Source organism: Mesorhizobium sp. P2_D5, from assembly GCF_056404355.1.
This window is the reverse complement of sequence record NZ_JBFUEE010000004.1, coordinates 425,673-439,442: the sequence shown is the minus strand read 5'-3', so window position 1 is coordinate 439,442 and position 13,770 is coordinate 425,673. Positions and strand designations below refer to the sequence as shown.

Below are 13,770 nucleotides of genomic sequence, written 5' to 3'. Positions count from 1 at the left end.
GTCTTGAACATGAAGAAACTGACCGTCATGCTTGCCACCGTTGCGGGGCTGGCGATTTCCGCCGGAAGTGCTGTGGCCGATTCGACCCTCAAGATGGTCGAAGTCATCACCAGCCCGCCGCGCACCGAATTCCTGAAGAAACAGATCGCCGAATTCGAAACCGCCAATCCTGGCGTCAAGGTCGAGCTGATCTCGCTGCCCTGGGGCCAGGCCTTCGAAAAATTCCTGACCATGGTGCAGGCCGGCGATACGCCCGATGTGGTCGAGATGCCGGAACGCTGGATGGGCCTCTATGCCAACAATGCCCAGCTCGAGGATCTCGGCCCCTACATGGCCAAGTGGGACGACGCCAAGACGCTCGGCGAGCGCGCCAAGCAGTTCGGCTCGACCGTCAACAACACGCAGTTCATGATCCCGTACGGCTACTACGTGAACGCGCTGTTCTGGAACAAGAAGCTGTTCAAGGAAGCCGGCCTAGACGGCCCGCCGGCGACGCTCGACGATTTCATCGCCGACTCCAAGAAGATCTCGGCAATACCGGGCAAATATGGCTACTGCCTGCGCGGCGGTCCGGGCGCCTTCAACGGCATGCACATGTTCATGAATATCGCAGCTGGCAAGGGCGGCTATTTCAACGAGGATGGCACCTCGACCATCAACGACGAAGGCTCGGTCAAGGGTCTGCAGATGCTGGCCGACATGTATAAGAACGGCTTGGCGCCGAAGGATGCGGTGAGCTGGGGCTTCAACGAGACGGTCACCGGCTTCTATTCCGGTACCTGCGCCATGCTCAACCAGGATCCGGACGCACTGCTCGGCATCGCCGACAAGATGAGTGCCGACGACTTCGCGGTGGCGCCATTGCCGGTCGGGCCGAGCGGCAAGTCTTATCCGACGCTCGGCTATGCCGGCTGGGCGATGTTCGCCAACTCGCAGCACAAGGATGACGCCTGGAAGCTGATGGCGACGCTGCTGTCGCCCAAGGACAATCTGGAATGGGCCAAGGAGGTTGGCGTCGTCCCGATCCACAACGGGGCCGACCAGGATCCCCATTTCAAGACCGAGCAGTTCAAGGGCTGGTTCACGGAGCTGAGCGACACCTCCAAGTATGAAATGGTGACGCCGCCGACGCATCTGGAGAACCTTGGCAATTTCGTCGACCAGGTGGCGATCAAGAATTTCCAGGAAGTGCTGCTTGGCCAGAAGACGGCCAAGGACGTCGCCGACCAATGGGCTGCCTTCCTGACCAAGGAACAGCAGGACTGGCTGGCGAAGAACAAGAAGTAGTTTTGTTCCCTTCTCCCCGTTCACGGGGAGAAGGTGTCACGAAGTGACGGATTAGGGGCGGCGCCATCGTTTGAAGGTTTGCGCAGCCCCTCATCTGCCTGCCGGCATCTTCTCCCCGTGAAACGGGGAGAAGGACGCTGTCGCCGACGCCGGCATCCACCTTTCACCATAGAGCCCCCAATGACCTATGCCGTGTCCGAAATACGATCCGCCGGCAAGCCGCGTCGCAAGTGGCGATCGCACGCCGCCATCGAGCCCTGGCTCTATCTCTGCCCGGCGATCATCCTTCTGGTCGTGGTGCTTCTGGTGCCGCTGGTCATCGGCATCAGCTACTCCTTCCGCAAATTCTCGGCTTTCAAGTCGGAATATGTCGGGCTCGCACAGTATCGGGCGATGCTGTCGGACCCGGTGCTGGGGCAGGCGCTCGTCAACACGCTGTGGTGGACCGTCGCCAGCCTGTTCTTCCAGTTCTTCCTCGGTCTTGGCCTGGCGCTGCTGCTCGACAAGCCATTCCCGGGCCGCAAGGTGGTGCAGGCCCTGGTGTTCCTGCCCTGGGCGGTGCCGTCCTTCCTGTCAGGCCTGACCTGGGCCTGGCTGTTCAATCCGATCATCGGCCCATTGCCGCACTGGCTGTATGCATTGGGGCTGAAGGCCGAACCGACCAATGTTCTGTCCGATCCCTCGACCGCCATGTGGGGGCCGATCGTCGCCAATATCTGGTTCGGCATTCCATTCTTCGCCATCACGCTTCTGGCGGCGCTGAAATCCATTCCATCGGAATTGCATGAGGCGGCGGCGATCGACGGCGCTTCGCCCTGGCAGCGCTTCACCAAGGTGACGCTGCCGTTCCTGGCGCCGACGATTGCCATCACGGTCATGCTGCGCACCATCTGGATCGCCACCTTCGCCGACCTGATCTTCGTCATGACCGAGGGCGGACCGGCCGGCTCGACCAACACGGTGCCGGTCTACATCTATGTCAGCGCCTTCAAGTCGCTGGACAAGGGCTACGCCTCGGCGGTGGCCGTGCTGCTGCTCGTCCTGCTCATTGCCTATGCGATCGCACTGATAGGCATCCGCCGCTCCCTGGTGAGGCACGTCTGATGATCGCAGGACGCTCAGCCTCGCAGCGCTTCTTCGGCGGCATCGGCCTCTACGCCGCCGTCGCGGCTTACGTGATCTTTGCGCTGTTCCCGATCTACTGGACGCTGAAGATCTCGGTCACGCCGGAGCGGCTTCTCTATTCCGAAGGCATCACCTTCTGGCCCTCGCAGATGACATTGCAGAATTTCGTCACCGTGCTCGAGGCCACCGATTTTCCACGCTATTTCCTCAACAGCGTCATCGTCTCGGTGTCGACGGCGGCACTGGTGACGGTCGTCGCCACGCTCGCCGGCTACGCCATGTCGCGCTTCACGTTTCGCGGCAAGGCAGCACTGGCTCTGATGCTGCTTTTGACCCAGACTTTCCCGCTGGTGATGGTCATTCCGCCGATCTACCGCGTCATGGGGCAGATCGGGCTGATCAACAGCCTGACCGGGCTGATCATCATCTACACCGCCTTCAACACCGCCTTTGCCACCTTCCTGATGCAATCCTTCTTCGACGGCATCCCGAAGGACCTGGAAGAAGCGGCGATGATCGACGGCTGCACACGCGCGCAGGCGATGCGCAAGGTGATCGTGCCGCTGACGCTGCCGGGCATGGGCGCGACGCTCGGCTTCGTCTTCACCGCGGCCTGGAGTGAGCTTCTGTTCGCGCTGATGCTGATTTCCAGCGACGACCAGAAGACCTTCGCGGTCGGCCTGCTCACCTTCATCGGCAAATTTGCCGTCGACTGGGGACAGATGATGGCGGCGTCGATCCTGGCGCTGATCCCGGTCTGCATCTTCTTCGCTTTCCTGCAACGCTATCTCGTCACCGGCCTGACCGCCGGCGCCGTCAAAGGATAGATCGATGGCCTCTGTTACGCTCGATAAGGTCCGCAAGGATTATGGCACTGTCCGTGTCCTGCACGCGGTCGACCTTGAAATCGCCGATGGCGAGTTCGTCGTCCTGGTCGGTCCGTCAGGCTGTGGCAAGTCCACGCTTTTGCGCATGATCGCCGGGTTGGAGGAGGCTTCCGGCGGCGAGATCCGCATCGGCGAGCGGCTGGTCAACGACGTCGCACCGAAGGACCGCGACATCGCCATGGTGTTCCAGTCCTACGCGCTCTACCCGCATATGGATGTATCGAAGAACATGGGTTTCAGCCTGATGCTGCGCAAGGCCGAGAAGCCGGCGATCGACGCGCGGGTGGACGGTGCGGCCAAGCGGCTCGGGCTCGACACTTTCCTGCAGCGCCTGCCGCGGCAGTTGTCCGGCGGCCAGCGCCAGCGCGTCGCCATGGGCCGCGCCATCGTGCGCGATCCCAAGGTGTTTCTGTTCGATGAGCCGCTGTCGAACCTCGACGCCAAGCTGCGCGTCCATATGCGTGCCGAGATCAAGGCGCTGCACCAGCAGTTGAAGACCACTTCGGTCTACGTCACCCACGACCAGATCGAGGCCATGACCATGGCCGACAGGATCGTCGTCATGCATGACGGGCTGATCCAGCAAGTCGGCGCGCCGCTGGATCTCTATGACCGGCCGGCCAACATGTTCGTCGCCGGCTTCATCGGCTCACCTGGTATGAATTTCCTGCCTGCGACCGTTCGCAAGGGCGGTACCTCGGAGGCCGTGCTGGCCGATGGCCAGGCGTTGCGCCTGCCGGATGGCCTGCCGCTGAAGGACGGTGACGTAATCACCGTCGGTCTGCGGCCCGAGCACATCAGGCTGGCCGATGACGGCGAATTGCAGGGCGAGGTGGGGGTGGTGGAGCCGCTCGGGCTTTCGACGCAGTTCTACGTCAAGCTGGCTGGCCAGCAGCTTTGTGTCTTCGCCATGGGCCGCGCCGGCGTGAAGCCCGGCGACGTGGTACGGCTGTCGGCCGACCCGGCGTCGCTGCATCTGTTCGATCCGAAAAGCGGCGATCGCGTTGGCTAAACCGGGGCCTGCTGCTGCATAGTGATTTGCGGAAGCAGGAAGAGGGGGAGGCCATGAAACTCGGAATTCCGGTCTATGACGGCGTGGACTTGCTCGACGTGACCGGGCCTTACGAGATGTTCAAATGGGTCGACCCGGCGAAGGGGCTCGATTGCCAGATCCTCTCCGCCGATGGTGGCCCGGTCACGACCGTGAACGGGTTGCGTTTCGAAGCCCATGCCAGCTTTGCCGAAACGCCAACGCTCGATGTCCTCTGGGTCCCGGGCGGTGCGCCGGAAGCGTTGAGCGCAATCATGTCGAATGCCAATTCGCCTTTTCTCGCCTACCTCCGACAGGTAGCGGCGGATGCGCTCTGGGTTTGCTCCGTATGCGAGGGGGCGCTGTTGCTCGCACGCGCCGGGCTGCTCGAGGGTCACAAAGCCACGACCCATTGGGCGTTCGTCAAATGCCTGCAGAGTTTCCCCAAGATCGAGGTCGATACGACGCATGCCCGCTTCGTCAGATCCGGCAACCGACTGACCGGTGGAGGCATTTCATCAGGCCTCGACGAGGCCTTGAAACTGATCGAGCTGCTGTTCGATGAGGCGACAGCCGAGGCGGTTCAGGTCACCACGCAGTATTTTCCGCGTCCGCCGGTGGCTGGCAAAATTCCAGCCACGCCGGCCTGCCCGGTGAAATGGCGATCCAGGCGGCCGCACCATCACGGCAACTCTGCAGAAATTCCGGGAAGAGCGTAACGCCGCAATGGACTGCCGTCCGATGGTCCTGCAAACGAAAACGCCGCCCATTGGGCGGCGTTTCGGCATTTTTGGAGAAACCAGATTACTTGATCTTGGTTTCCTTGAACTCGACGTGCTTCTTGGCGACCGGGTCGTACTTGCGGAACGACAGCTTGTCGGTCTTGGTGCGGCTGTTCTTGCTGGTCACGTAGAAGAAACCGGTGTCGGCGGTCGACAGAAGCTTGATCTTGATGTTTGCGGCTTTGGCCATGATTTCAGTCCGTTATGTTCGTGGGGTTTTGGCCGCTGGAGCACGGGGAAACACCCGGACGCGGGAAACTTGGCGCGACACATAAAGAACGTGCCTGGAAAGTCAAGCCCGGCGAAGCTTGTACCACCCGCCGGAGCAGGCCAGTAGCCTCAAATCATGCGCTTTCTCTCGCGGGCGCCCCAACCTTCTTCCAGTCTCCGGTGGTGTTCCACCAGCGATTCGGATTGGCGCGGTCGTCCAGCCCCTTGGAGCGGCTGGCCAGGATCGGCTGGATGCGGATCACCGGCTCCTGGTAGGAGTGCGCCTGGAAAATCGCCTCGACGACGCGCGCGGCCAGCACCTGGTCGTCGGGCAGTTCGAACGAAACCTCGACTGTGCCGGGGCGACGCCGCAACTCGGTCTCGGCGCCGGCGGCCGCCCCGTCGAGCGGCCTGTAGCGTTCGATGCCATGTGCCGACTGGTAGGCGTTGCGGTCATATTTGCCCATCGCCAGCGGCGCTATCGCCACCACCGCATCCATGATGCGGTCGACATCGGCGGCCGGCGCCTGAAAGGTCACCAGCAGGAGCAGTGTCATTCGCAACGAAGTGGTTTCAAAGCCGCTGTCGATCATGGGAGGATCCTCAACTTCAGATATTTTGAGGGAGCCTTATAACCGGAGGCTGCTGACACGGTTCTGTCAGCAGCCTGTCGTGTCGCCGCGTGAAATGCAGGCCGGAAGCAGCGTGGCGCTACAGCAGGATCTTGCGGACCAGCCTGACGCTGACCAGGCCGATGTAGGCGGCGAAGAACAGGCCGAGCGACCACCCGAAGCCGGATGGACCGAACGCATCCATGCCGATGCCGATCGCTTGCGGACCGAGCACCATGCCAACGCCGTAGCAGAGCACGAAGGCGGCGTTGGCCGACGCCAGCTCGTGGCCGGAGAGCTGCGAGCCGAGATGGGCAAGGCCGATTGTGTACATGGCTGCAACGACGCCGCCCCAGACGAACAGAAGGGCCGCCATCAGGTGCCAGTTCTGCGCAAAGAAGGGCATGAAGACCGTGCCGGCAAGGCCGACAGTGGCGCAGGCAATCAGCAGATAGCGGCGGTCGCTGACGCGGTCGCTGATCATGCCGATCGGGATCTGCAGCAGCACATTGCCGAGGCCGATCATGGTCAGGAGAAGGGCTGCGTCGGCCTCGGAGTAGCCGATGCGGTTGCCATAGACCGGGAACAACGCAAAGCCGCCGGTTTCGACGGCGCCGAACACCAGCACGGCAGCGGTTGCTGACGGCACCAGCCAGATGTAGCGCAGGAAATTGCTGGTTTCGCCATCAGAAGCGATGGTCGGGCTCTCATTGCGCGCCGCCAGCACCGGAATGGCGGCCAGCGTCACCAATGCGATGATGACGCCGAATGGCCTGAAGCCCGAACTGCCGAGATGGGCAAACAGCCACGGTCCCGCAGCAAAGCCGAGCGACAGGACAGTGGCGTAGATGCCGAGCACAAGGCCACGTCGATGCGGCGGCGCCGAGGTGCTGATCCAGAACTCGGACAGGATGAACAGCACCGTCAGCGCGATGTGCAGCACGATACGAAGCGGAAACCACATCCAGAAATCCGGCGCGAAGTGGAAGCCGACGAAGGCCAGGGCGCCGGTGGCAATCATGGCAATCATCGTCCAGGCCACGCCGAAGCGCATGGCGAGTGGCGTCGCCAGCGGGGCACCGGCGATCGAGGCTAGGCCGGCGACGGCCGTGTTGAGGCCGATCATCGACGCCGAATGGCCGCGCGTTTCGAGAATGACGCTGAGCAGCGGCATACCGAGGCCGATGGCGATGCCGACGACGCTGATCGACGAGATCGCCGCCACCATCGGCAGCCAGTGTACGCGTTCGTCGCCCTGTGGTTGGGTATCGACCGTCATGGGATGTCTGAATACTCGATGTTCTACAGAATTTCGCGGGTGAAGCGGTTGCGGACTAGCCGGTAGAAGGGCACAGGACCGCCCGGACGCAACTGCGGATCATGGGCGAGGCGCTTTTCGAGCTCGTCCAGGATCGTTCGGGTGATGTCGGGTATGTCGGCTTCCCTGGCCTTGGCCAGCGGCAGCCAGACCAGTTCTTCGAGTTCATTGGTCGGGCCGCCACCCGGCAGTTCGACGGCGACGTCATCGCGCCAGGCGCTGAAGAAACGTGTGTCGAAGCGGCGCACCCGGTTGGGTGGCGTGATGGCGCGCGCGACGAAGCGCAGCATGTCGAGAGAGGGTTGCACGCCGTGTTCGGCAAAGCCCTGCCAATCGGGTCTGGCGGTGATGAAAGCACCTTTGCGGCCAATCAGCAGCCCGGCTTCCTCATAGGTCTCGCGAATCGCCGACAAGGCAATGGCGCGGGCCCGCGCAGCACTTGTGCGGCCCGGCCCGGCGAGCAACTTTGCCTCCTGCTCCGGATGCAATACAGCGGCGACCGCGATGCGGCTGTCGGCCGGATCGGTGCGGCCGCCGGGAAACACGAACTTGCCTGGCATGAAGGCGTGGCCGGCATGACGACGGCCCATCAGGACCAGCACCTCGTCGCCCTCGCGGTCGAGCAGGATCAGGGTCGCCGCGTCGCGCGGACGAATTGGCTGGTCGCTATGAGCGATCATGCTCCGCTCGATCCTGTCGACTTCCGCCTTGGTCATACCGTCCATGCGCAGGACCTAGCGGAAACTTCTGGCAAGCGAAAGTGGCCTTTCACGGTCGGTGTGTTGCACCAGCGAGCGCAGCCAACTTTGACCTAGACCCCGGGATGGGGGTCGATCCCGTCATGCTCGCCGCCGAATCCGTGCATATAGAAGGCCCATTGCAGTCCGATGACGGCACCCTTGACCGGCTGTAGCAGCCCCACCGCCAGAATGATGGTCAGCGGTACCCAGATGGCGATGTGTTGCCAGGTGGACAGTGTCGATGTCGCCTCGACAGCCATGAAGGCGCCAAGCACGATGTGGCCGACGATGACGATGACGAGATAGGCTGGAAGGTCGTCGGCGCGGTGGTGGTACAATTCCTCGCCGCAGACGCTGCATTTATCGACGGTCTTGGTGAAGGCGCGAAACAACTTGCCTTCGCCGCAATGCGGGCAGCGGCCGAGCATGCCGCGTTTCATCGCCGTCCACAGCGGGCGGGCGGCCCGACCCGAGTGATGTTCGCCGCCGAAAACCTGGTCTTCCATGGCTGTTGCCATCATCTTCTCCTGCCGCGCGAACCCGGTCGCGATTGCGACGCGCGGGCGCGGCCCTTGGCCTTGTGAAACGACCGCTTGGAACCTGGCAAAGGCTTCGGGTCGGTCAACATCTCGAAGCGCATCGCGCCGGCCATTGGTGCCACCTCGACGAGCCGGACCTCAACGCGATCCGCGAGTTGGTAGCCTTTGCCCGAACGTTCTCCGAACAGGGAGCGGGCGGCTTCGTCGTATATATAGTAATCGCCATTCAAAGTTGACACCGGGATGAAACCATCTGCGCCATACTGCGGCAATTGGACAAATAGTCCCGATTTGGTGACGCCGGAGATGCGGGCGTCGAACCGGTCGTCGATTCGCTCGGCGAGATAGGCGGCGATCAGCCGGTCGACTGTGTCGCGCTCAGCCGCCATTGCGCGCCGTTCCGTGGCTGAGATCAGCACGCCAATGTCTTCGAGCCGTGCCTCCTCGTCCTGCGTCAGCCCGCCCGGACCGAGGCCGAGTGCGGCGATAAGTCCGCGGTGCACGATGAGGTCGGCGTAGCGGCGGATCGGCGAGGTGAAATGCGCGTAGCGCCTGAGGTTGAGGCCGAAATGGCCGATGTTCTTGGGCGAATATTCGGCCTGGCTCTGCGAGCGCAGCACCACCTCGTTGACCAGGCCTTCATTGTCGGCGCCGCGCACGCCCTCCAGAATGCCGTTGAACTGGCTTGGCCGCATCTGCGCGCCGCGCGCCAGAGACAGGCCAAGCGTCTGCAGGAATTCGCGCAGCGATTCCTGCTTGGCCAGCGAAGGCGCGTCATGGACGCGGTAGACCAGCGCCTGCTTCTTCGCCTCCAGCGTCTCTGCCGCGGCGACATTGGCCTGGATCATGAATTCTTCGATCAGCTTGTGTGCATCAAGCCGTTCCGGCACGATGACGCGATCGACGGTGCCATCCGGCTTGAGCAGGATCTTGCGCTCCGGCAAGTCGAGTTCGAGCGGCTGGCGGCCGTCGCGGCCTCGCTTCAGGATCGCATAGGCGTCCCACAGCGGCTTCAGCACGGTGTCGAGGATCGGACCGGTCTTGTCGTCCGGCACGCCGTCGATCGCCGCCTGGGCTTGTTGGTAGGCAAGTTTTGCCGCCGACTTCATCATCACGCGATGGAAGGAGTGCCTCAGCTTGCGGCCGTCGGCCGAAAAAACCATGCGCACCGCCAGCGCTGGGCGGTCCTGACCTTCGCGCAGCGAGCAGAGATCGTTGGAGATGCGCTCGGGCAGCATCGGCACGACGCGATCCGGGAAATAGACCGAATTGCCGCGTTTCAGCGCTTCGCGGTCGAGTGCCGTGCCATAGCGGATGTAGGCGGCGACATCAGCGATCGCCACTGTGGCGACCACGCCGCCAGGGTTCTTCTCGTCGAGATCCGATGTGGCGAAGACGGCGTCGTCATGGTCCTTGGCGTCGGCCGGATCGATGGTGACCAGCGGCAGGTCGCGCCAGTCCTCGCGGTGATCCATCGTTGCGGGCTTGACCGCTTCGGACTCGGCGATGACGTCGGCAGGAAAAATATGCGGAATGTCATGCGCGTGGATGGCGATCATCGAGACCGCCTTTTCGCTGGTCAGCGAACCCAGCACGTTGAGCACCTTGGCTCTAGGCAGCCCATAGCGGGAGGCGCGCGCCGGCTCGACCTCGACGAGGTCGCCGTTCCTGGCGCCGTTCTGGAATTCCTTGTCGACGATCAGTTCGGGCTGGCGCCGCTCGACCGGCTCGATGCGGAAGGTGCCGTCCTGCAAGATGCGAAAGACACCGAGAACCGCATCGCTGCGCTTCTCGAAGATCTTCATCACCCGCCCGGTATAGGCTGGGCCTGTCGCTTCGTTGGTCGGAAAGGTCTTGGCCAGCACGCGGTCGCCGATGCCGGGTGCCGGGCCGTTGCCGCTGCGCGAGATCCGGATGGAGACAACGGGTGGCTCACCAGTGCCGACGGCTTCCGCTGGATGCGCCAGCAAAATGCCGTCGCCGTCACGGCCAAAGATATCGAGCACGGCGACGTGGGGCAGGGAGCCAACGCGGGCGAGTTTTTTGCGCTCCTTGGTCAGGACGCCTTCGTCCTGCAGGTCGCGCAAAATATCCTTCAGCCAGATGCGGTCGTCGCCGCGCAACGCGAACGCCTTGGCGATGTCGCGTTTGCCGGCGCGATCGGGATTTTCGGCGATGTAGCGCAGGATTTCGTCACGCGAGGGCCGATAGTCGTCCTTGACCTTGGCCCTCGTGTCGGCGGTGCGCGGATCGCCGTGGCTTCTACCGGTGATCCTGCGCGCCACGCCGTCCTACCCTTTTTTCTTCGCGGCCGGCTTCTTGGCCGCCGTTTTCTTGGCCGTCGTCTTTCCGGTTGCCGGCGCCTTGGCCGCTGCCGCCTTGCGGAACGGCTTCTTGCCGCCGCCGCCCTTGGCTTCCTTCTCAGCTATCAGCGCCAGCGCCTCCTCAACCGTCACCGATTGCGGATCCTTGCCCTTGGGCAGGGTGGCATTGACCTTGCCAAAATTCACGTAAGGCCCGTATTTGCCGTCACGCACGACGATCTTGCCGCCGCCATCGGGATGGTCGCCAAGCTCCTTCAGGGCGGCGGCCGTGCCGCCATTGCGACCGCCCTTGCCCTTCAGCTGCTTCTCGGCGATCACCGACACGGCGCGATTGAGGCCGATCGAGAACACATCCTCGATGCTGTCGAGATTGGCGTAGGTGCCGTCATGCAGCACGAACGGACCATAGCGGCCGAGCCCGGCCGAGATCATCTTGCCGGATTCCGGATGCTGGCCGACATCGCGCGGCAGCGACAGCAGGGCGAGCGCCTTCTCGTGGTCGATGGTTTCAGTCGTCCAGCCCTTGGGCAGGCTGGATCGCTTGGCCTCCTTGCCGTCGCCGCGCTGCAGATAGGGGCCGAAGCGGCCGCTGCGCAGCGTGATTTCCTCTGACGTATAGGGGTCCTTGCCGATGACCTTGGTGCCGTCCTCGCCATTGCCGTTCTCGCCATTAGGGTTGGCGGCATCGCCGAGCTGGCGGGTGAAGGAGCATTCGGGGTAGTTCGAGCAGCCGACAAAGGCGCCGAATTTGCCAAGCTTCAGTGACAGATTGCCGGTGCCGCATTTCGGGCAGATGCGGGGGTTCGAACCGTCTTCGCGCGTCGGAAATACCAGCGGGGCCAGTTCTTCGTTGAGTGCGTCGAGCACGTCGGTGACGCGCAATTCCTTGATGTCGGAGACGGCGCCTGAAAAATCCTTCCAGAAATCGCGAAGCACGTCCTTCCAGGCGAGCTTGCCGTCGGAGATCTCGTCGAGCTTCTCCTCGAGCGAGGCGGTGAAGTCGTATTCGACATAGCGTTCGAAGAAGCTTTCGAGAAAGGCCGACAGCAACCGGCCCTTGGCCTGCGGCACCAGCCGGCGTTTGTCGATGGTGACGTAGTCGCGGTCCTCGAGCGTCTTCAGGATCGCCGTGTAGGTCGACGGCCTGCCGATACCGAGCTCTTCCAGCTTCTTGATCAGCGAGGCTTCGGAGTAACGCGGCGGCGGCTCGGTGGTGTGCTGGGTGGCGTTGATCGCCTGACGGGCAAGCTGCTCGCCGGCGCGGATTTCCGGCAGGCGGCGATTTTCCTCGTCTTCCGTATCGTCGTCCTTCTGGTCGGTGTAGGCAGCGATGAAGCCGTCGAAGCGAACGACCGAACCGATGGCGCGAAGCTCGGCGGTGCGGGGGCCGTTGACGGCCTCGATCTCGGCCGTGGTGCGTTCGATCTCGGCCGGCTGCATCTGGCTGGCGATGGCGCGCTTCCAGATCAACTCATAAAGCCGCATCTGGTCGGAATCGAGATATTGCCTGACTGAAGCTGGGGTGCGCATGAAGTCCGTCGGGCGGATCGCTTCGTGCGCTTCCTGGGCGTTCTTGGCCTTGGTGGTATAAAGGCGCGGCTTTTCCGGAAGGTATTTGGGCCCGAATTCCTTGGCGATGGCGTCGCGGGCGGCCGAGATCGCCTCCGGCGCCATCTGCACGCCGTCGGTTCGCATATAGGTGATCAGGCCGGTCGTCTCGCCGCCGATTTCCATGCCTTCATAGAGGCGCTGCGCCACCTGCATGGTGCGGCTGGCCGAGAAGCCGAGGCCCGATGAGGCGGCCTGCTGCAGCGTCGAGGTGGTGAAGGGCGGGCCGGGATTGCGCTTGGTCGGCTTGGCTTCGACCGTCACCGCCTTGAAGGTCGCGCCTTCGAGCATCGACTTGATGTCATCTGCCTGCGCCTTGTTCGAAATGTCGAGCTTTTGCAGCTTCTTGCGATCGAAGGCGGTCAGCCGGGCTTCGAAGTTCTCGTTGCGCGGCGTGCCGAGGAGGGCAGCGATTTGCCAGTATTCCTCGCGGATGAAGCGTTCGATCTCGGATTCGCGGTCGCAGACCAGGCGCAATGCGACAGACTGGACGCGGCCGGCGGAACGGGCGCCCGGCAGTTTGCGCCACAGAACCGGCGACAGCGTGAAGCCGACGAGATAGTCGAGAGCCCGGCGCGCCAGATACGCATCGACCAGCGGCGCATCGATCTGGCGCGGATTGGCCATCGCTTCCAGCACCGACGACTTGGTAATGGCGTTGAAAACGACGCGGCTGACCGGCTTGTCCTTCAGCGCACGCTTCTGCTTCAGCACTTCCAGCACGTGCCAGGAAATGGCTTCACCCTCGCGATCAGGGTCGGTCGCGAGGATCAGGCCATCGGCATCCTTGACCGCCTTGGCTATGTCGGCAAGCCGCTTGCCCGAGGCGGTGTCGACCGCCCAGGACATAGCGAAATCCTCGTCCGGACGCACCGAGCCATCCTTGGCCGGCAAATCGCGGACATGGCCGAACGAGGCCAGAACCTTGTAGTTCTTGCCGAGGTATTTGTTGATTGTCTTTGCCTTGGCCGGCGATTCGACGACGACGACGTCCATGAGGTCTCATATCAGCTGTGATGCGGCAGAAGAATTCCGCTGCGCGCGACGAAATCTCGTTCTATTTGCCGCTCACATGGCCGCGCTTTTGCATCTGGTCAAGGGGAAGTGCCCAAATTGCAGGGCTGTCCGCAGCAATACACTCTTAGAGTGTATGGAGAAAATCACAGTATTCCGGGAAAGGGAGATGGCAGTCCGAGTCAGCGGAAACGAGCCGATTCATTTTACTGCCGAGTCGAGGAAAGCCGGCCGGGTATCGCAGGGGTAGACGCTATGAGAGCTTGTTTGGTGCCAGCCGCCGGGTTTGGAGGGA

12 protein-coding genes are annotated in these 13,770 nt (G+C 62.9%); 5 read left to right on the top strand and 7 right to left on the bottom strand.

The genetic code is table 11. The features are described from left to right. The first annotated feature begins 9 nt into the window (after positions 1 to 9). From AC1DYW_RS19810 to AC1DYW_RS19790, 5 genes are all read left to right on the top strand, one after another. Positions 10 to 1,287 (top strand): ABC transporter substrate-binding protein, encoded by a 1,278-nt coding sequence (locus AC1DYW_RS19810; protein ID WP_477227341.1) that lies wholly within the window; start codon positions 10 to 12, stop codon positions 1,285 to 1,287. Positions 1,288 to 1,467: 180 nt separating this feature from the next. After that, complete coding sequence (locus AC1DYW_RS19805) at positions 1,468 to 2,391, top strand: carbohydrate ABC transporter permease (RefSeq protein ID WP_095085143.1); 924 nt, start codon at positions 1,468 to 1,470, stop codon at positions 2,389 to 2,391. After that, positions 2,391 to 3,239, top strand: coding sequence for a carbohydrate ABC transporter permease (locus AC1DYW_RS19800; RefSeq protein ID WP_095085142.1), 849 nt, complete (start codon positions 2,391 to 2,393; stop codon positions 3,237 to 3,239). The genes AC1DYW_RS19805 and AC1DYW_RS19800 overlap by 1 nt, the downstream gene beginning before the upstream one ends. A 4-nt stretch (positions 3,240 to 3,243) precedes the next feature. After that, complete coding sequence (locus tag AC1DYW_RS19795) at positions 3,244 to 4,311, top strand: ABC transporter ATP-binding protein (protein WP_477227340.1); 1,068 nt, start codon at positions 3,244 to 3,246, stop codon at positions 4,309 to 4,311. A gap of 53 nt (positions 4,312 to 4,364) precedes the next feature. After that, positions 4,365 to 5,048 carry a DJ-1/PfpI family protein gene (locus AC1DYW_RS19790; protein ID WP_457155240.1) on the top strand — a complete coding sequence of 228 codons (684 nt, stop codon included), beginning with the start codon at positions 4,365 to 4,367 and terminating at the stop codon, positions 5,046 to 5,048. 85 nt (positions 5,049 to 5,133) lie between these two features. On the opposite strand, the gene rpmG is transcribed toward AC1DYW_RS19790, so the two are convergent. The 7 genes from rpmG to topA form a co-directional block, all read right to left on the bottom strand. Continuing rightward, positions 5,134 to 5,301, bottom strand: coding sequence for a 50S ribosomal protein L33 (gene rpmG / locus AC1DYW_RS19785; protein ID WP_006201775.1), 168 nt, complete (start codon positions 5,299 to 5,301; stop codon positions 5,134 to 5,136). Positions 5,302 to 5,455: 154 nt separating this feature from the next. Further along, on the bottom strand, positions 5,456 to 5,914 hold the full coding sequence (locus tag AC1DYW_RS19780) for a YqfO family protein (protein ID WP_457152723.1): 459 nt from the start codon (positions 5,912 to 5,914) through the stop codon (positions 5,456 to 5,458). 118 nt (positions 5,915 to 6,032) lie between these two features. After that, on the bottom strand, positions 6,033 to 7,211 hold the full coding sequence (locus tag AC1DYW_RS19775; RefSeq protein ID WP_457152722.1) for an MFS transporter: 1,179 nt from the start codon (positions 7,209 to 7,211) through the stop codon (positions 6,033 to 6,035). Positions 7,212 to 7,234: 23 nt separating this feature from the next. Further along, entirely contained in the window at positions 7,235 to 7,975 is a 741-nt protein-coding gene (locus AC1DYW_RS19770; protein ID WP_457152721.1) for an NUDIX hydrolase, read from the bottom strand. 86 nt (positions 7,976 to 8,061) lie between these two features. Continuing rightward, positions 8,062 to 8,508 carry a DUF983 domain-containing protein gene (locus tag AC1DYW_RS19765; RefSeq protein ID WP_457152720.1) on the bottom strand — a complete coding sequence of 149 codons (447 nt, stop codon included), beginning with the start codon at positions 8,506 to 8,508 and terminating at the stop codon, positions 8,062 to 8,064. After that, the gene (gene rnr, locus AC1DYW_RS19760) at positions 8,508 to 10,814 is read right to left on the bottom strand and encodes a ribonuclease R (RefSeq protein ID WP_477227339.1); all 2,307 of its coding nucleotides are present in this window, start codon (positions 10,812 to 10,814) and stop codon (positions 8,508 to 8,510) included. The genes AC1DYW_RS19765 and rnr overlap by 1 nt, the downstream gene beginning before the upstream one ends. Before the next feature lie 6 nt (positions 10,815 to 10,820). Further along, positions 10,821 to 13,457: a type I DNA topoisomerase gene (topA, locus tag AC1DYW_RS19755; RefSeq protein ID WP_477227338.1), complete on the bottom strand. Its 2,637-nt coding sequence runs from the start codon at positions 13,455 to 13,457 to the stop codon at positions 10,821 to 10,823. Between the last annotated feature and the right edge of the window lie 313 nt (positions 13,458 to 13,770).

What these genes read in the sequence shown, in the direction of transcription:
- AC1DYW_RS19810 (WP_477227341.1), top strand. Translation starts at nt 10, where the DNA reads ATGAAGAAACTGACCGTCATGCTTGCCACCGTTGCGGGGCTGGCGATT.
- AC1DYW_RS19805 (WP_095085143.1), top strand. Translation starts at nt 1,468, where the DNA reads ATGACCTATGCCGTGTCCGAAATACGATCCGCCGGCAAGCCGCGTCGC.
- AC1DYW_RS19800 (WP_095085142.1), top strand. Translation starts at nt 2,391, where the DNA reads ATGATCGCAGGACGCTCAGCCTCGCAGCGCTTCTTCGGCGGCATCGGC.
- AC1DYW_RS19795 (WP_477227340.1), top strand. Translation starts at nt 3,244, where the DNA reads ATGGCCTCTGTTACGCTCGATAAGGTCCGCAAGGATTATGGCACTGTC.
- AC1DYW_RS19790 (WP_457155240.1), top strand. Translation starts at nt 4,365, where the DNA reads ATGAAACTCGGAATTCCGGTCTATGACGGCGTGGACTTGCTCGACGTG.
- rpmG (WP_006201775.1), bottom strand. Translation starts at nt 5,301, where the DNA reads ATGGCCAAAGCCGCAAACATCAAGATCAAGCTTCTGTCGACCGCCGAC.
- AC1DYW_RS19780 (WP_457152723.1), bottom strand. Translation starts at nt 5,914, where the DNA reads ATGATCGACAGCGGCTTTGAAACCACTTCGTTGCGAATGACACTGCTC.
- AC1DYW_RS19775 (WP_457152722.1), bottom strand. Translation starts at nt 7,211, where the DNA reads ATGACGGTCGATACCCAACCACAGGGCGACGAACGCGTACACTGGCTG.
- AC1DYW_RS19770 (WP_457152721.1), bottom strand. Translation starts at nt 7,975, where the DNA reads ATGGACGGTATGACCAAGGCGGAAGTCGACAGGATCGAGCGGAGCATG.
- AC1DYW_RS19765 (WP_457152720.1), bottom strand. Translation starts at nt 8,508, where the DNA reads ATGGCAACAGCCATGGAAGACCAGGTTTTCGGCGGCGAACATCACTCG.
- topA (WP_477227338.1), bottom strand. Translation starts at nt 13,457, where the DNA reads ATGGACGTCGTCGTCGTCGAATCGCCGGCCAAGGCAAAGACAATCAAC.